Below are 16,004 nucleotides of genomic sequence, written 5' to 3'. Positions count from 1 at the left end.
CCAAGACTCAGCGCCGCGGGACCAGCAGGCCTCCTACTGCTTCGCGGTAGCTTTCCAAGGTGATGGCTGCCGTCCGTTGCCATCCGAAGGACTCGGCGTGGGTGGCGGCCAGCCGGCCCATGTCTTCCCGTGTCTGGGCATCGTCATATAAGTCTTCGAGGGCGTCTGCCCAGTCGGAGGGGTCGTGGCCGTCCACCAGCATGCCAGTCCTTCCGTCTGAGATGGCGCGGGACAGGCCGCCTACATTCGTAGCCACCACGGGTGTGCCGCACGCCTGTGCTTCCAGGGCGACCAAACCGAAGGATTCGCTGAAGGAGGGCATCACCACGACGTCTGCCGAACGGAACCAACTGGCCAGCTCAGGTGCCACTACCGGCGGGCGGTGCGTGACGACGTCGGCAAGCCCGGCGTCTTCGATGATGTGCTGGAGGTTGAAGTCCTTGGCCCCGCTGAGTGATCCCAGGATGGTCATCTCAAGATCGATGTCCGGCCGGCGCTTTCGCAGGATTCCGGCTGCCTTGACGAACACCTGGGGGCCCTTGAGTCGCTGGATTCGTCCGGCGAAGAGAATGTGGAAGCTGTCAGGTCGAACGTCGCGCTCCCTGCGCGATTTCCGTCTGAAGGACGGCGTGAACACTTTGAGGTCCACCCCGGGCGGCGCCACATCGATCCGGTCAAGGTCGGCACCGTAGTGGGAAACCAGTTCATCGGCCTCAGCGGGAGTATTGGCCACCAGCCGCGCAGCACCATCGACGATCCGCTGTTCGCCCTCTTCGCGGCGGCGCGGCTCCGGACGTTCACCGGATTCGAGGACAAGGTTCTTGACTTTGGCCATGGTGTGCATGGTGTGCACCAGTGGAACACCCCACAGCTCGGACAACTCAAGCCCGGCCACTCCGGAAACCCAGTAGTGCGAATGGATGGCATCGTAGCGGCCGTGCAGTTGGCTGCCGCGGATCCTGTCAACTTCTTCCACCATCTGATGCAGGAGCGCCGGTAGTTCTTCCTTGGGCAGTTTCCGTCGCGGTCCGGCCATGACGTTGTGGACGCAGACGCCGGGCCCTGGATGCTCGACGGCGGGTTGGCTCGCCTTGGTGGAACGGGTGAAGATCTCCACCTCCACACCGGACTCCGCCAGCGCCATCGCCAACGCCCGAACGTAGACGTTCATCCCACCGGCATCCCCGGCTCCGGGCTGCTCCATGGGGGAGGTATGCAACGACAGGAACGCCACCCGACGGATCAACGGCACCGCATTCCTCCTGACATTCACAGCAAACAGCAAAACCATGTTTGCCCTGCAGAAAACACTACTCCTGCCCGCCAACTGAATTTGGGGACAACCCCGCAGTGTCCAAGGCTGCTAGCGTGGCCGCTGTGAGCCAAGAACAGACTTTCGACATCCGCAAAGCAACCCCTAAGGACTGGCCCGGTATCTGGACCATCCTTGAACCGGTCATTCGAGACGGCGAGACATTTACCTGGGACCGCGACACCACTGAGGAAGACGCCCGGAGCAAATGGACCAAAGACGCTCCCGGTCAGACATTCGTGGCAGTCCACAAGGACACGGACGAGGTCCTGGGCACGGGGGAGTTCCACGCCAACCAAGCCGGCGGTGGGAGCCACGTTGCCAACGCCGGGTACATGGTGGGTGCCAACAACTCGGGCCAGGGAATCGCCCGGGCTTTGTGCGCCTACTCCCTGAGCGAGGCCAAGGCTGCGGGGTTCTACGCGATGCAGTACAACGCCGTGGTGGAGAGCAACGTCCGCGCAGTGTGGCTGTGGCAGTCCATGGGCTTCCGGATCCTCGCCACGGTGCCTGAGGCTTTTGACCACCCGGAGATCGGTTACGTCGGCCTCCACGTCATGTACCGGAAGCTGTAGGGCCCCATAACTGCGCCAGTTCGGGAAAAGCCGCTTCATAGCCTTCAAGGAGCTGGTCTCCCAGTTCCGCGGAGCCAATCAGCGGGTGCGCCGCGAACGCGCCAATGGCGGCATGGCGCTCGCCGGAAACGACTGCATGGATCGTCAGCCGCTCCACCTCCTTGACGTGCTGCATCAGGGTCAGGAACTGCCCGCCTGGCCGTTCCTGCGCAAGCGGCAACGCGCCGTCGGGAGTCACCTCGCACGGAACCTCGACGACGGCGTCCGCCGGCAGTCCGGGCACGGCCAGTTCCGCTGGGGCCCGGTCACTGGCGGTCGACACCGGAGCGTTGGGCACATTCAGGATCAGCTGGGTGGCTCCGCCGCCTGACAGGGCACGCATGACGGACAAGGCCACGCGCTCGTAACCGCCTCCGGCCAGGTCTTCCTCGTCCCGCTGCTCCCCGTGCGTGCGGGCTTCGGCCAAGTAGCCTTCTTCGCGGGACCGGCGGGCGGCGTCCCACAACGCAAACGGGTGGGCGGCGTGGACCAGAGCCGGGTAGAGGGAACTCTGCTGCTGGTGAATTGACGCTCCGCGGGTTTCGCGTTGCCGGCGGATGGCATCAGTTGCCTGCGCCGTTTGGTAATAGTAGTAAAGGTATTCGTTGGGCAGGCAGCCCAGTTGCAGCAGGGTGTGCTGCCCAAACAATCTGCCCTCTTCCATGGACTCAAGTGCGGCATGGTCGGACAACAGCCCCGGCAACAGGTCCCGGCCGCCCGGTGCCAAACGGTAAAGCCAACCGAGATGGTTCAGCCCGAAGTAGCCCACGCCGTCGAGTGTCCCTTCTTTCAACGGCGCGCCCACAGCCCGGGCCGCCCGCTGGACCAGGCCCCCGGCGGAATCGCAGATGCCGATGACCTTGCGGCCCAAAACAGGTCCCAGTGCCTCCGTAACCATGCCGGCGGGATTGGTGAAATTGATGAGCCACGCATCGGGGCAATGACGCCGCATCGCCTCGGCAAGTTCCAGCATGCGGGGAATGGTTCGGAGCGCATAAGCGATCCCGCCGGCGCCCGTGGTTTCCTGGCCCAGAAGGCCGAGTTCCAGTGCCACGCGTTCGTCGGAGATCCTCCCGGCAGTGCCGCCTGGACGGATGGCAGCAAAGACCATGTCCGTCCCGGTGAGGGCCGCCCGAAGGTCGGTGGATACCACGATGGCGGGAGCGGAACTCTCGGTGGCGGGCATGTCCCGGACAACCGCTTCAATGGCAGCGAGCCGTGCCGCGTCCACGTCGTAGAGGACGAGCTCGTCCACCAGCCCGGCGAAGGGACCCGCACATAAAGCCCGGTAGACAAGGGGAACCCGGAAGCCGCCGCCACCGGCGATCATGAGCCGCATGGTCCGAGTCTATGCAGCGTCGCAAGTCTATGCAGCCCAGCAGGTGCAGCGTAGTCTGCGGAGCATGGACGCTATGCCCCAGCGACGTTTTGATCCCCTTGCTGCCGTGCGCCCGGATGGGGACAACCACTGCGACCTTCTCCTGACGGGAACAGTTTTCCAGGACATCATCTTTACGGGACTCCCGCATGCGCCCGAACCCGGCACGGAGGTCTGGAGCGAGGGCATGGGAAGTTGCCCTGGAGGCGTGGCCAACCAAGCCATCGCTGCTGCCCGGCTGGGCCTGCGGACCAACCTCGCAGCGACCTTCGGGGACGATGGCTACGGCGACTACAACTGGCAGATCCTCGAAACCCAGGAGCATGTTGATCTCTCGTTGTCGCGGACGGTTCCGGGCTGGCACTCGCCGGTCACTGTTTCCATGTGCGTGAACCAGGACAGATCAATGGTCACCCACGGGCATCCCGCTCCCATCAGTTCCTCCGAGCTGATCGGGCAGCCGCCCAAAGCGCTCGCCGCCGTCGCTGATCTGGGTGAGGAGTTGGAACCGTGGATGCTCGCAGCGAAGGAGTCCGGTACCAAACTGTTCGGCGTGGTGGGGTGGGACCCCACCGGGGAGTGGTCAGAGCGCCGGCTTGACCTGCTGGAGAACTTCCACGCCTTCCTGCCCAATGCGCCCGAAGCCATGGCCTTCACTGGCAAGGCGGACCCGTGGGCTGCGCTCTATTCCTTGGCTGACCGCGTTCCCGTAGCCGTCGTGACGCTCGGGCCACAGGGTGCCGTGGCCGTGGACTCGGAGACCGGCGAGGAAGAATGGGTGCCATCCCTGCCTGTATCCGCCTACGACCCCACTGGTGCAGGCGACTGCTTTGGGGCAGCCTTCATTGTGGGGTGCCTGGCGGGATGGAGGCTGGGGGACCGGCTTCGCTTCGCCAACCTGTGCGCCTCGCTTGCAGTCCAGGAAGTGGGCGGCTCCCTGGCGGCGCCCGGATGGGGCGACATCGCCGACTGGTGGCAACGGGCCAACGCGAGGAAGGAACGCCAGTCCAGCCAGTGGCTGCGGCGCTTCGCGTTCCTGGAACCAATCGTTAAGGACATCCCTGCGGAGGCCCAACGACGTGCCCGGGCAACGATCGCGCACTTGTCGGACGCACAGTAGGGAAGCGCCAGCCCCGCAGTTAACCCGAATTCACCGGCACTACTAGAATCTCTAGGGTGACTTACGAAGCAGCTGCAGATATCGGTATCGGGTCGAAAGCCTCCATAGCAAAGTCGGCGGTGCTTGAACGCTCCGCCGTGATTGACCTCGAAGCCGTGCGGCACAATGTTCGACAGTTCGTCGCCATCGCATCGCCCGCCTCGGTCATGGCCGTGGTGAAGGCGGACGCTTATGGCCACGGGGCCGTGCAGGTAGCCCGGGCCGCCCTCGACGCCGGAGCCGCCTGGCTCGGTGTCGCGCACATTTCGGAGGCTCTCGCCTTGCGCGCAGCCGGTGTGGATGCCCCCTTGCTTGCTTGGCTGCACACCCGTGAAAGCAACTTCCAGGCGGCCGTGGCCGCCGGAATCGACGTCGGAATTTCCGGTTGGGAGCTGGACTCCGTAGTCGCGGCGGCCCGCGAACAGGAACGGCCCGCGCGGGTCCACCTGAAGGTGGACACGGGCCTGGGCCGTAACGGTTGCACCGTTGCAGACTTGGACCAGTTGTTGGGCCAGGCCATGGAATACCAGGACCAGGGCCTGTTGCGGGTGGTTGGCATCTTCTCGCACCTCGCTGTGGCCGATGAGCCCCACCGCCCTGAAACCGATGAGCAGCTCGCCGTCTTCCGCGAGGCAATCGCCATGGCCGAGGACGCCGGCGTGGACACAGAAGTCCGCCACATTGCCAACACGCCTGCCACCTTGTCCCGTCCGGACTCACACTTCGACCTTGTCCGAGTTGGCCTCGGTATCTACGGTCTCTCACCATTCGAAGGGGCCACGTCCGCGGAGCTTGGCCTGCATCCGGCCATGACCGTGCGGACACTTCTGTCCAACTGCAAGAAGGTGCCGCAGGGCCAGGGCGTCTCGTACGGTCTCAACTACCGCACCAGCGAGGAAAGCACGCTCGGCCTGGTGCCACTGGGCTATGCCGACGGCGTTCCCCGCATCGCGACTGGCGGACCGGTCCGCGTCAACGGTGTCAACTACCCGGTGGTGGGCCGGATCGCGATGGACCAAATGGTCATAGACCTCGGACCGCTGACTCCTGAAGCGGCGGCCGCCTTCAAAGGCGCCGAAGCCGTCATGCTCGGCAACGGTGCCGACGGCGGCCCCACTGCGGACGATTGGGCAGCAGCCGCGGGAACAAACAACTACGAAATCGTCACTAGGATCAGTCCCCGCGTCCCACGCAGCTATATCAACGAGGTGCCCGCCCGGGCCGAAGCCCACACGGCTGCACGCCAGGCGCCGGAAACGGCAGCGCTGTGAGCGAACCCCAATGGGAGCGCACGCTGAAGGTCACGACGGCGGAACAGACCCACGCGCTCGCGGCAGCTTTGGGTGAGGTGCTTGAAGCAGGGGACCTCCTGGTCCTGACCGGCGAGCTGGGCGCGGGCAAGACGACGTTCACCCAGGGGCTTGGCGAGGGTCTCGGAGTCCGTGCCGGCATCATTTCACCCACCTTTGTGTTGGTAAGGATCCACCCCAATCTTGCCGATGGCCCCCGGCCCGGCGGTCCGGATCTGGTTCATGTGGATGCCTACCGGCTGGAATCGGCGGCAGAGATCGACGACATCGATCTGGAGAACACGATGGACACTGCAGTCACCGTTGTGGAATGGGGCCGGGACCGCGTGGAGCATCTCTCGGACAGCCGCTTGGAGGTTGACCTGTACCGGGCAGTTGGCATGCCATCGTCAGGGGACGATGTCCTGGACTTCGATACCGATGACGACGACGAACCCCGCACCCTTGTTTTCCGGGGGTATGGTCCCCGCTGGGCAGAGGCTCCGCGACTTGTTAAAACCACGTCACCAGAGGAAGGCAACTGATGCTGATCCTGGCCATAGACACCTCCGCAGTGGCAAGCGCCGCCTTGATCTCGGACGATGCCATGGAAAGCGTGGTGGATTCCTTCGCTACGGAGGACACCCGCAGCCACGCTGAAGTCCTGGCCCCCGGCATCGAAAAGCTCTTGGCTGGGGCAGGCGTCACGGGCGCGGACATTGATGCGATCGTCACGGGGGTAGGGCCGGGCCCCTTCACGGGTCTGCGTTCCGGCATTGCAACGGCGCGAACGTTGGCCTTCGTGTGGAACAAGCCGCTGTACGGCCTGATGAGCCTGGACGCGATCGCCCTTGAGGTGGCCGGGTCCACATCGGCCGCGCCTGAGTTCCTGGTGGCCACAGATGCCCGACGCAAAGAGGTTTATTGGGCACGCTACACACTCGCCGACAGTCAGCTGCCCGAGCTGGTGGACGGCCCACATGTGGGCTTCGCCTCAGGACTTCCGGACTTGCCGGTGTTCGGCGCCGGCGCAGGCTTGTACGCTGACGTCCTCAGGGCGGATGAAGACTTCGCCCGTACCCAGCCCGATGCAGCGTCACTGGGCCAGTTCGCGTTGGCCAAACTCACGGCCGGGCAGGCGTTGCTGGACTCCACACCCCTGTACTTGCGGGAATCGGATGCCCAGGTTCCCGGGCCCCGGAAACGTGCTCTCTGATGGGACGGAAACTGTGAAATTGTCACCCAAGCTTGAGCTCGCCGGGGTAACCCTGCGGGACATGACGGAAGCCGACATCCCGGCGGTGGAGGCCCTGGAGCGTCGGCTGTTCCCCGTGGACGCCTGGCCGTTGCAGATGTTCTTCGACGAACTGGCCCAGCTTGAGACCCGTCGCTACGTGGTGGCGGAGGTTGCCGGGGAGATCGTGGCCTACGCAGGGCTGATGTGCATCGAGCCGATCGCGGACGTCCAGACGATCGCCGTTGTGCCTGAATTCGAAGGCAAGGGAATCGGCTCCGCTGTCCTGACCGAATTGATCGATGAAGCGCGGCGCCGCCGTGCGGCGGACGTGCTGTTGGAGGTCCGCGCGGACAATCCCCGGGCCCAGCAATTGTACCTGCGCTTCGGGTTCGAACAGATCCACGTCCGTCCCCGCTACTACCGCGACGGCACTGACGCCCTGATCATGCGGCTTGAACTGAACAAACCCCACGAAGGAGCCACAGCGTGAGCGGGCCTTATCCGGAACAGCCCAGACAGCCATTGGTGCTCGGCATCGAGTCCTCCTGCGACGAGACCGGCGTCGGCATTGTGCGGGGTACCACCCTGCTCACCAACACTGTTTCCTCATCAATGGACGAGCACGTACGTTTCGGTGGCGTCATCCCTGAGATCGCCTCGCGTGCGCACCTGGACGCTTTTGTACCGACACTCCAGGAGTCGCTCCACGAAGCGGGCGTGGCCCTGGACGATATCGACGCCATTGCCGTCACCTCCGGTCCGGGGCTCGCCGGAGCGCTGATGGTGGGTGTCTGTGCTGCGAAGGCGTTGGCCGTGGCTACGGGCAAACCGTTGTACGCGATTAATCACTTGGTGGCGCATGTCGGCGTGGGACTGCTGGATGGACATCGCAGGACTGACGGAAAGCACGACGCCGGTGCTGCCGCCGGCTTGGGTGCGGGGATGCTGCCGGAGAACCTTGGAGCACTGCTGGTATCGGGTGGGCACACCGAAATCCTGCGCATCAGGAGCATCACCGATGACGTTGAACTGCTTGGCTCAACCATCGATGATGCCGCCGGTGAGGCCTATGACAAAGTGGCCCGCATCCTTGGCCTTGGCTACCCGGGTGGTCCTGCCATCGACAAGTTGGCACGCCAGGGTAATCCCAAGTCCATCCGGTTCCCACGCGGCCTGACGCAGCCCAAGTACATGGGGACGGCGGAGGACAAGGGACCGCACCGCTACGACTGGTCCTTCAGCGGCCTCAAGACGGCCGTGGCCCGGTGCGTTGAGCAGTTCGAAGCCCGTGGTGAGGAAGTGCCCGTGGCGGACATCGCTGCAGCGTTCCAGGAAGCCGTGGTGGATGTCATCAGTTCCAAGGCAGTGCTTGCCTGCAAGGAAAACGGCATCACCGATGTCCTGCTTGGCGGGGGAGTGGCGGCCAACTCGCGGCTCCGGGAACTGACCGGGCAGCGCTGTACCTCAGCTGGAATCAAGCTTCATGTTCCGCCGCTGGACCTGTGCACGGACAACGGAGCCATGGTGGCGGCCCTCGGTGCACAGCTGATCATGGCCGGCGTCGGTCCGAGCGGAGTTACTTTCGCGCCGGATTCCTCCATGCCGGTGACAACGGTGTCGGTGCCTGCCCAGGCTTTTCCTGCCCGGGAAGGCACCCAACCGTCGACTTAAGCGTCGGGACCCTTGCGCATTTGCTGGACGAGGTCCATGACCACTGCCTGCAGGTCTCCGTTGTGCTCAGCAGCAACCCGCCGCTGGCGCTGGTAGCTGGCTCCGCGTTCGATGATGTTCAAGACGTCGGCCAGTTCTTCGGAGCAGCCGAGCTTTGCTGCCACGGGTTCCAGCCGCTCGACGGTTTCCGCAAGGTGATCCGTGACAAGCTGCTCGTTGCCCTCGGCGTCGAGGATGATGATGGCTTCCATGCCGTACCGTGCGGCACGCCACTTGTTCTCCTGCACATGCCACGGAGGCATGGTGGGGATGGTGCCACCGGCGTCCAGGATGGAGGAGAACTCGTCCACCAGGCACTGGGTCAGCGCAGCAATGGCACCCACTTCTTCAAGCGTGGCCAGACCATCGCAAATGCGCATCTCAATGGTGCCAAGGTTGGAAACGGGACGGATGTCCCAGCGGATTTCGGAGGTGGAGTCGATGACGCCAGTGGTGAACATATCCTGCACGTAGGACTCGTATGCCTCCCACGTGTCGAACTGGAAGGGCAGCCCGGCAGTGGGAAGTTGCTGGAACATGAGCGCACGCTGGGACGCGTATCCGGTTTCTTCCCCGGCCCAGTAGGGGCTGGATGCGGACAACGCCTGGAAGTGCGGGAAGTAGTTGACCAAGCCGTCCAAAATGGGGAGCACTTTGTCCCGGCGGTCGATGCCCACGTGGACATGAACGCCGTAGATGACCATCTGGCGGCCCCACCATTGGGTCCGCTCGATCAGTTTGGCGTAGCGCTCTTTGTCCGTAACGGGCTGGAGCAAAGGTGGGCTGAAGGGGTGGCTTCCTGCGCTGAACACCTCGACACCCATCGGGTCGGTGACTTCGCGGACAGCGGCGAGGGAACGGCTGAGGTCTTCCTTGGCGTCCTTGACCGTTTCGCAGATTCCCGTGACGAGTTCAACGGTGTTCAGGAGCAGTTCACGCTTGATGTGGGGGTGTTCGTCGTCCTCGTTGAGGTCGGGGTGGTTCGCGGCAACGCCCTTGAGGACATCGTTCGCGACCGATACCAGTTCTCCGGTGCGTGCATTGACGAGCGCCAACTCCCATTCCACACCCAGTGTCGATTGCCTGGATGGCGCAAAATCAATCTGCACGTAGTCCCCTCATTGTGTTATCTCAGCCGGGCACGGTTCCCCGCTGCGGGGCCGCCAGCGGTCGGATCAAGTCTAATGCAGCCGGAACACCGGCGATATCGGCAGGTTGGCGGGGGCAACGAGCCGTCATTTGCTAATAATAATGATTCTCATTAGAATCGACGCATGCACCTCACCGTCGTCAGCTCCCTGGACAGCCAATGCCGTGAGGCCGCCGTGGAAAGGCTCGGCCGGACCCACGCCAATTCCGTTGTGGTCCTCCATGACCTCCTGGACGGCTCGTTGGTCCTGCGGCGGGTATACCGGGACGGCCACTTGTTTGAACGCGAAACCACAGTCCTGGAACATGGCTGCCTCAGCTGCACGGTCAGGTTGGATGTAGTCCCGACGGCGGAACGCCTCGCCGCCTGCGGTTTCGACCACGTGGTCCTCGGCTTGCCGCCCGGAGTCGCGGCTGGAATGGCCGTAGCGGAGCTTCGCCGCGGCCTCAGCCGGCCTGCTGTCATAGACAACGCCGTGCTGGCCTTGGACCCCGTGGACCTGGACGACCACATCTGGGACCGTCACACCTTGTTCGAATCCGGGTTTACCTCCATGCCACAGGACGAGCGCACGAGCGGCGAATTCCTCATCGGGGAGTTTGGGCAGGTGGACACCGTGATGGCCCGCCCCGGCTTGGGCGCGGTATTGACCGGGGATCCGCGCGAGGGATCGGCGCCATGGCTGATGGGATTGGAACTTCTTGGTCAGTTGGCACCCCATGCAAACGTGGTTGGTTCGGCCGAGGATTTCCGGCCGGGATGGTTCGACGACGCTGAAGCAGCGGCCCGTAACCGGCCCGGCGTCGTGCGTGTGCCCCTGAGCGAAACGCCGGGTCCCTTCCGGACGGTGCTTCACAAAGCGGGACGTCCGCTCCATCCGGGTCGCTTCCGGGACGCGCTGCCCCAACTGGCCGTCGGGACCCACTGGCTGCGCGGCCGCCTGTGGATCGCCTCGGCGCCCACCAGGCGCATTGCCGTCCAGGGCATAGGGCCCAGGGTCTGGCTCGAAAGTACCGGCAACTGGCTGGCCGACTCTACCGACGCGCAGGGCGGCACAGCGGGCGCCGGAAAGCCGGGCGCCGACGTCGACGCTTTCCTGGACTGGCATCCGCACCATGGCGACCGCGGCACTGTCCTGGCCATCACCGGGCGCTCCGAGGATATCGACCCAGGGGAAATCCGCGAGCTCCTGGACGGCTGCCAACTGACGGAGGCAGAAATGGAACTGGACTTCGGGGTCTGGGACGACCCCCTGGAGCTCAGCGACGCCCTCTAAATCCACCCCAGCCAGCAGGCCAACCCACCCCAACAGAAGGAGAAACACCATGAAGGTCAGGAACTCGCTGCGTGCCCTCAAGAAGATTCCCGGAGCGCAAATTGTCCGCCGGCGCGGACGCACGTTCGTGATCAACAAGAACAACCCGCGGATGAAGGCGCGGCAAGGCTAAGCACCGAGTTAATGTGCGTTGTTTAATGGGGGAATGCCAATCCTGAACAAAGACATGTCCCTGTGCATTTCGCTCGCGGCCCGGCCCAGCAACATCGGTACCCGGTTCCACAACTATTTGTACGATCTGCTCGGATTGAACTTTGTCTACAAGGCGTTCGCCCCGGCGGACATCACGCTCGCAGTGGCTGGTATCCGCGGCCTCCCCATCCGGGGCGCCGCGGTGTCCATGCCCTACAAAGAGGCCGTCATCCCCCTGGTTGACGTGATGGACCCATCGGCCAAGGCCATTGATTCGGTGAACACCATCGTGAACAACGACGGCGTCCTCACCGCCTACAACACGGACTACATCGCCATCGCGAGGCTTCTCCAGGACCACCAGGTTCCCAAGGGCCACACTGTGCTGCTCCGGGGTGCCGGTGGCATGGCCAAGGCCGTGGCCGCAGCCCTCCGTGACGCGGGATTCACCGCCGTTACCATCGTTGCCCGCAACGAAACCACTGGCCGTGCCCTTGCGGACCTGTACGGATTTGGCTGGCAGGACGACGTCAATGGCTCAACTGCGGACCTCATCGTCAACGTCACGCCGCTCGGAATGGCAGGTGCGGACGAGACCGCGCAGTCCTTCGACGACGCCACGATTGCCGCTGCCCACGTAGTGTTCGACGTCGTTGCGTTGCCCTCGGAGACGCCGCTCATCACTGCGGCGCGGAACGCCGGCAAGAAGGTCATCACCGGGGCCGAGGTCATCGCCATCCAAGCGGAAGAACAGTTCGTGCTGTACACGGGTGTGCGCCCGAGTGCCGCCCAGGTCCGCGAAGCCTCGGAGTTCTCTCGCCGCTGACCCGCGCTAGACCGAGACCGGCTCCACGACGACGGCCACTCTTTCCTCGCCGATCCTGGTGAGGACCAGGGTGGCTGTTTTCGCATCCTTGCCCTTGGCGGGCTTGGCGGGGAGCAACTGCTTCCGTAGCTCCTCCGGGGTCACTGCCGTACCGCGCTTCTTGATGTCCAGCACGGTGATGCCATTGTTTTTCACCCAGGCTTTGAGGGCCTTGACGTTGTAGGGCATCACTTCGAGGACCTTGTAGGCGCGGGCAAAAGGAGTGTCGTGCAGCTCGGGTGCGCAGATGTAGGCGATGTGCTCATCCACCAGGTGCCCGCCCAGCCTTCCAGCGACGTCGGCCACCAGGCCTGCGCGGATCACCGCACCATCGGGTTCGTACAGGAACCCTTCGACAGGCCCGACGGCGGCTACCGGACCGCCGTCGAAATCTTCGCCGCTGGTGATTTCGGCCGCGCCCTGGCTGCCAATGACCAGCGCGGCCCGACGCACGCCGGCACGTGCCACGGCGTTGAACCACAGGGTGACTTCGGTGACGTCGCCGCCCACCGAGACCCACTGGGCTTCGCAGCCGGAAGGCACGGAGTCGTGGGGGATGCCCGGACCCATTTTGACGCCGATGGCGCGGCCGGTGGCCGCCAGGCGCTCCACGAAGGACAGCGGAGGCGAGAACGCTTCCGGGTCCCAGATCCGCTTTGTCCCCGATGTGGAGGTGGTGCGCCGTGCCGGATCCAGCCACACGCCGTCGATTCCGTCCAAATCCACGGACGTGGCATCCGAATGCACCACCGTGGCGTGTGGGAAAGGCATGAGGTTGATGGTGGCGCACGCGGCTGTGGTTTCATCCATTTCCACGGCCGTGACTGCAATGTCCATGGAGGCCATAGCCATGGAGTCGGCGCCGAGGCCGCATCCGAGGTCTGCCACGTGGGTAATGCCGGCCTTGGCGAAGCGCTCGGCGTGCCGGGCAGCGACGTTCAATCGGGTGGCCTGTTCCAAGCCGGCCTGGGTGAACAGCATCTGACGCGCGAACTCGCCAAACTTGGCTTCCGCGCGTGTCCTCAGCCGTGATTGGGTCAGGACCGCCGCCACGAGTTCAGGGGAGTGGCCTGCCTTCCGGAGATCGGCGTTGACGCTGAATGCCTCCGCCTCCCGGTAAGGCCCCAAGGAGGCAAGAAGTTCCCATCCTTCGGTGGTCAGCAAGGGTGCGATCTGTTCCTGCGGTGCGTGAGGCATGGGATCAAGCCTAACGGCGCGGCACTTGACAACGTGACTTGCGAATCAGCCAGATAGGGTTGTTTTCATGGACCACAACGCAGCCCCGCAACCCTCCACCATCACAAAGTTTGCCCGACCCGCCCTCATTGCGGGGGCCGTGATCGCGGTGGTCTGCATCGGCCTGCTGATCATTATCTTCGCGCTGGATTCGTTTAATGCGGCCACGTATTCGGTGGCCGGCAAAAGCGTCAACGACGCCACCGACGAGGCACGCGACATCCGCGAGCTGTACAGCGGCGCCCGGACCGGTGGCATTATCACTCTGGTGATTGCCGGCGTCGTTGCTGTTGCTTCAGCCGTGCTGCTGTACCTGAACCGCGGCAATGCCCCGCTTGACGAGGACGATGACGGCCAAGACTACGATCTGGACGACCTCACCGGCCGTTGACGGACGTTCACCCGTGACGAAATTCTGGCACTCACCTTGACCGAGTGCTAACCACTTACATAGAGTCTTGTTAGCACTCTCCCCCGGAGGGTGCTAATCACGCCAAGCGTCTTCCGGCACCGCGACGACGGTTGTACGCTCCGGCACCCTAGTTCTTAGTCCATGAATCAGCTCATGAAAAGGAGAGTCCGAGTGTCGGTCTCGATTAAGCCTCTTGAGGATCGTATTGTTGTTCGCCCGCTCGAAGCAGAGCAGACCACGGCTTCCGGCCTGGTAATTCCGGACTCCGCACAGGAGAAGCCGCAGGAAGGCGAAGTTGTTGCAATCGGCCCCGGCCGTTTCGATGACAACGGCAACCGCGTACCGGTTGACGTAGCTGTTGGCGACGTCGTCATCTACTCCAAGTACGGTGGAACCGAAGTCAAGACCGGCGGCAACGAGTACCTCGTTCTGTCCGCCCGCGACGTCCTTGCGATCGTCGTAAAGTAACTTCCTGGAGCCCCGCACCGCCGCCGAGTTGGAATCATTCCGACCGTCAGCGGTGCGGGTTTTCTGTCTTGAAAGGACACAACCATGGCAAAGCAGCTTGCTTTTAACGATGCTGCCCGCCGGTCTCTTGAGGCCGGTATCGACAAGCTCGCCAACACTGTCAAGGTGACGCTTGGCCCGCGCGGCCGCAACGTCGTGCTGGACAAGAAGTGGGGCGCTCCCACGATCACCAACGACGGCGTGACCATCGCCCGCGAAGTTGAGCTTGACGACCCCTACGAGAACCTTGGCGCCCAGCTGGCCAAGGAAGTAGCCACCAAGACCAACGATGTCGCAGGCGACGGCACCACCACAGCCACCGTGCTTGCACAGGCCCTGGTCAAGGAAGGCCTGCGCAACGTTGCTGCCGGCGCCGCTCCGGGCGAGATCAAGCGCGGCATCGAGGTTTCCGTTGAAGCCATCGCAGCCCGCCTCCTGGAGAACGCCCGCGAAGTCGAAGGCACCCAGGTTGCCAGCGTCGCAGCCATCTCCGCGCAGAGCGACGAGGTCGGCGAGCTCCTCGCCGAAGCGTTCGGCAAGGTTGGCAAGGACGGTGTCATCACCATTGAAGAGTCCTCCACCACGCAGACCGAACTGGTTCTCACCGAAGGCATGCAGTTCGACAAGGGCTACCTGTCCCCGTACTTCGTCACCGACGCAGAGCGCCAGGAAGCCGTCCTCGAAGACGCCCTCATCCTGATCAACCAGGGCAAGATTTCTTCTCTGCAGGACTTCCTGCCGCTGCTGGAGAAGGCCCTGCAGGCCAACAAGCCGCTCTTCATCATTGCTGAAGACATCGAAGGCGAAGCCCTGTCCACGCTGATCGTCAACCGCATCCGCGGCACGCTCAACGTTGTTGCCGTCAAGGCTCCGGGCTTCGGCGACCGCCGCAAGGCCATGCTCCAGGACATCGCCACGCTCACGGGCGCCCAGGTTGTTTCCCCGGACCTCGGCCTGACCCTGGACACCGTTGGCCTCGAGGTACTCGGTACCGCGCGCCGCATCACGGTAACCAAGGACAACACCACCATCGTTGACGGAGCCGGTACGGCCCAGGACGTCGCCGACCGCGTTGCACAGCTGCGTGCTGAGCTCACCCGGACGGACTCCGACTGGGACAAGGAAAAGCTGCAGGAACGCCTGGCCAAGCTGGCCGGCGGCATCGGCGTGATCAAGGTTGGCGCAGCCACCGAGGTTGAGCTGAAGGAAAAGAAGCACCGCATCGAGGACGCTGTTTCCTCAACGCGTGCAGCCCTCGAAGAAGGCATCGTTTCCGGTGGCGGTTCCGCTCTCATCCACGCCCTGAAGGCACTGGACGAGTCCCCGGCCGTCAAGGCACTGGAAGGTGACGCAGCAGCAGCTGTGGGCATCGTCCGCCGCGCGCTGGTCCAGCCGCTGCGTTGGATCGCCCAGAACGCCGGCTTCGACGGCTTCGTGGTTGTTGCCAAGGTTTCCGAGCTGGATGCCAACCATGGTTTCAACGCCAAGTCCGGCGAGTACGAGGACCTGATCGCCGCTGGCGTGATCGACCCCGTCAAGGTCACCCGTTCCGCTCTCCGCAACGCCGCTTCCATCGCTGCCCTGGTTCTCACCACCGAGACCCTGGTAGTCGAGAAGCCGGCTGAGGAAGAAGACGCACACGCAGGCCACAGCCACTAGCAGCCTGT

General features: G+C 63.9%; 17 protein-coding genes. 13 read left to right on the top strand and 4 right to left on the bottom strand.

Features of this window, described 5'->3' with window-relative positions:
- Nucleotides 1-7: 7 nt before the first annotated feature.
- Nucleotides 8-1,252 carry a D-inositol-3-phosphate glycosyltransferase gene (mshA, locus tag GVL04_RS11095; protein ID WP_159703990.1) on the bottom strand — a complete coding sequence of 415 codons (1,245 nt, stop codon included), beginning with the start codon at nt 1,250-1,252 and terminating at the stop codon, nt 8-10.
- A 116-nt stretch (nt 1,253-1,368) separates the two neighbouring features.
- Here mshA and GVL04_RS11090 point away from each other — a divergent pair, with 116 nt between their 5' ends.
- Nucleotides 1,369-1,887: a GNAT family N-acetyltransferase gene (locus GVL04_RS11090; protein WP_159703987.1), complete on the top strand. Its 519-nt coding sequence runs from the start codon at nt 1,369-1,371 to the stop codon at nt 1,885-1,887.
- On the opposite strand, the gene GVL04_RS11085 is transcribed toward GVL04_RS11090, so the two are convergent.
- Complete coding sequence (locus GVL04_RS11085; protein WP_159703984.1) at nt 1,868-3,265, bottom strand: 6-phospho-beta-glucosidase; 1,398 nt, start codon at nt 3,263-3,265, stop codon at nt 1,868-1,870. The genes GVL04_RS11090 and GVL04_RS11085 overlap by 20 nt on opposite strands.
- A 64-nt stretch (nt 3,266-3,329) precedes the next feature.
- Here GVL04_RS11085 and GVL04_RS11080 point away from each other — a divergent pair, with 64 nt between their 5' ends.
- The 6 genes from GVL04_RS11080 to tsaD are packed head-to-tail and all read left to right on the top strand — an operon-like array spanning nt 3,330 to nt 8,660.
- On the top strand, nt 3,330-4,424 hold the full coding sequence (locus GVL04_RS11080) for a carbohydrate kinase family protein (RefSeq protein ID WP_235036247.1): 1,095 nt from the start codon (nt 3,330-3,332) through the stop codon (nt 4,422-4,424).
- Nucleotides 4,425-4,480: 56 nt separating this feature from the next.
- Entirely contained in the window at nt 4,481-5,734 is a 1,254-nt protein-coding gene (alr, locus tag GVL04_RS11075; RefSeq protein WP_159703978.1) for an alanine racemase, read from the top strand.
- Nucleotides 5,731-6,297, top strand: coding sequence for a tRNA (adenosine(37)-N6)-threonylcarbamoyltransferase complex ATPase subunit type 1 TsaE (gene tsaE / locus GVL04_RS11070; RefSeq protein WP_159703975.1), 567 nt, complete (start codon nt 5,731-5,733; stop codon nt 6,295-6,297). The genes alr and tsaE overlap by 4 nt, the downstream gene beginning before the upstream one ends.
- Nucleotides 6,297-6,968, top strand: coding sequence for a tRNA (adenosine(37)-N6)-threonylcarbamoyltransferase complex dimerization subunit type 1 TsaB (tsaB, locus tag GVL04_RS11065; protein WP_159703955.1), 672 nt, complete (start codon nt 6,297-6,299; stop codon nt 6,966-6,968). The genes tsaE and tsaB overlap by 1 nt, the downstream gene beginning before the upstream one ends.
- 13 nt (nt 6,969-6,981) lie before the next feature.
- Nucleotides 6,982-7,479 carry a ribosomal protein S18-alanine N-acetyltransferase gene (rimI, locus tag GVL04_RS11060; RefSeq protein WP_159703952.1) on the top strand — a complete coding sequence of 166 codons (498 nt, stop codon included), beginning with the start codon at nt 6,982-6,984 and terminating at the stop codon, nt 7,477-7,479.
- Nucleotides 7,476-8,660, top strand: a complete 1,185-nt coding sequence (gene tsaD / locus GVL04_RS11055) for a tRNA (adenosine(37)-N6)-threonylcarbamoyltransferase complex transferase subunit TsaD (RefSeq protein ID WP_159703949.1) — start codon at nt 7,476-7,478, stop codon at nt 8,658-8,660. Before rimI ends, tsaD begins: the two co-directional genes overlap by 4 nt.
- Here tsaD and GVL04_RS11050 read toward each other — a convergent pair.
- Nucleotides 8,657-9,808 (bottom strand): glutamate--cysteine ligase, encoded by a 1,152-nt coding sequence (locus tag GVL04_RS11050; protein WP_159703946.1) that lies wholly within the window; start codon nt 9,806-9,808, stop codon nt 8,657-8,659. The two genes, tsaD and GVL04_RS11050, sit on opposite strands and share 4 nt — an antisense overlap.
- 165 nt (nt 9,809-9,973) lie before the next feature.
- On the opposite strand from GVL04_RS11050, the gene GVL04_RS11045 reads away from it, so the two are divergent.
- The 3 genes from GVL04_RS11045 to GVL04_RS11035 are packed head-to-tail and all read left to right on the top strand — an operon-like array spanning nt 9,974 to nt 12,143.
- Nucleotides 9,974-11,125, top strand: coding sequence for a GTP-binding protein (locus GVL04_RS11045; protein WP_159703943.1), 1,152 nt, complete (start codon nt 9,974-9,976; stop codon nt 11,123-11,125).
- A gap of 49 nt (nt 11,126-11,174) precedes the next feature.
- Entirely contained in the window at nt 11,175-11,297 is a 123-nt protein-coding gene (ykgO, locus tag GVL04_RS11040) for a type B 50S ribosomal protein L36 (protein WP_011775528.1), read from the top strand.
- Between the two features lie 33 nt (nt 11,298-11,330).
- Nucleotides 11,331-12,143, top strand: coding sequence for a shikimate 5-dehydrogenase (locus tag GVL04_RS11035; protein ID WP_159703940.1), 813 nt, complete (start codon nt 11,331-11,333; stop codon nt 12,141-12,143).
- A 6-nt stretch (nt 12,144-12,149) separates the two neighbouring features.
- Here GVL04_RS11035 and GVL04_RS11030 read toward each other — a convergent pair whose 3' ends face one another.
- Entirely contained in the window at nt 12,150-13,379 is a 1,230-nt protein-coding gene (locus tag GVL04_RS11030; protein ID WP_159703902.1) for a class I SAM-dependent methyltransferase, read from the bottom strand.
- A 67-nt stretch (nt 13,380-13,446) separates the two neighbouring features.
- On the opposite strand from GVL04_RS11030, the gene GVL04_RS11025 reads away from it, so the two are divergent.
- The 3 genes from GVL04_RS11025 to groL all read left to right on the top strand — a co-directional run bounded on the left by GVL04_RS11025 (nt 13,447) and on the right by groL (nt 15,996).
- A complete protein-coding gene (locus tag GVL04_RS11025) occupies nt 13,447-13,809 on the top strand; it encodes a hypothetical protein (protein ID WP_159703899.1) in 363 nt (120 codons plus the stop codon).
- A 192-nt stretch (nt 13,810-14,001) separates the two neighbouring features.
- Nucleotides 14,002-14,298, top strand: coding sequence for a co-chaperone GroES (groES, locus tag GVL04_RS11020; protein WP_011775524.1), 297 nt, complete (start codon nt 14,002-14,004; stop codon nt 14,296-14,298).
- A gap of 84 nt (nt 14,299-14,382) precedes the next feature.
- A complete protein-coding gene (gene groL / locus GVL04_RS11015; RefSeq protein ID WP_159703896.1) occupies nt 14,383-15,996 on the top strand; it encodes a chaperonin GroEL in 1,614 nt (537 codons plus the stop codon).
- Nucleotides 15,997-16,004: the final 8 nt, after the last annotated feature.

It is taken from the genome of Arthrobacter sp. 18067 (genome assembly GCF_902706295.1).
Taxonomy (GTDB): domain Bacteria; phylum Actinomycetota; class Actinomycetes; order Actinomycetales; family Micrococcaceae; genus Arthrobacter.
The sequence above is the reverse complement of the archived record's forward strand: the minus strand, read 5'-3'. Positions and strand labels throughout refer to the sequence as shown.

Excerpts from the sequence above, each read along its gene's own strand:
- GVL04_RS11085 (WP_159703984.1), bottom strand. The coding sequence starts at position 3,265 with ATGCGGCTCATGATCGCCGGTGGCGGCGGCTTCCGGGTTCCCCTTGTC.
- GVL04_RS11080 (WP_235036247.1), top strand. The coding sequence starts at position 3,330 with ATGGACGCTATGCCCCAGCGACGTTTTGATCCCCTTGCTGCCGTGCGC.
- tsaB (WP_159703955.1), top strand. The coding sequence starts at position 6,297 with ATGCTGATCCTGGCCATAGACACCTCCGCAGTGGCAAGCGCCGCCTTG.
- GVL04_RS11045 (WP_159703943.1), top strand. The coding sequence starts at position 9,974 with ATGCACCTCACCGTCGTCAGCTCCCTGGACAGCCAATGCCGTGAGGCC.
- ykgO (WP_011775528.1), top strand. The coding sequence starts at position 11,175 with ATGAAGGTCAGGAACTCGCTGCGTGCCCTCAAGAAGATTCCCGGAGCG.
- GVL04_RS11035 (WP_159703940.1), top strand. The coding sequence starts at position 11,331 with ATGCCAATCCTGAACAAAGACATGTCCCTGTGCATTTCGCTCGCGGCC.
- GVL04_RS11030 (WP_159703902.1), bottom strand. The coding sequence starts at position 13,379 with ATGCCTCACGCACCGCAGGAACAGATCGCACCCTTGCTGACCACCGAA.
- GVL04_RS11025 (WP_159703899.1), top strand. The coding sequence starts at position 13,447 with ATGGACCACAACGCAGCCCCGCAACCCTCCACCATCACAAAGTTTGCC.
- groL (WP_159703896.1), top strand. The coding sequence starts at position 14,383 with ATGGCAAAGCAGCTTGCTTTTAACGATGCTGCCCGCCGGTCTCTTGAG.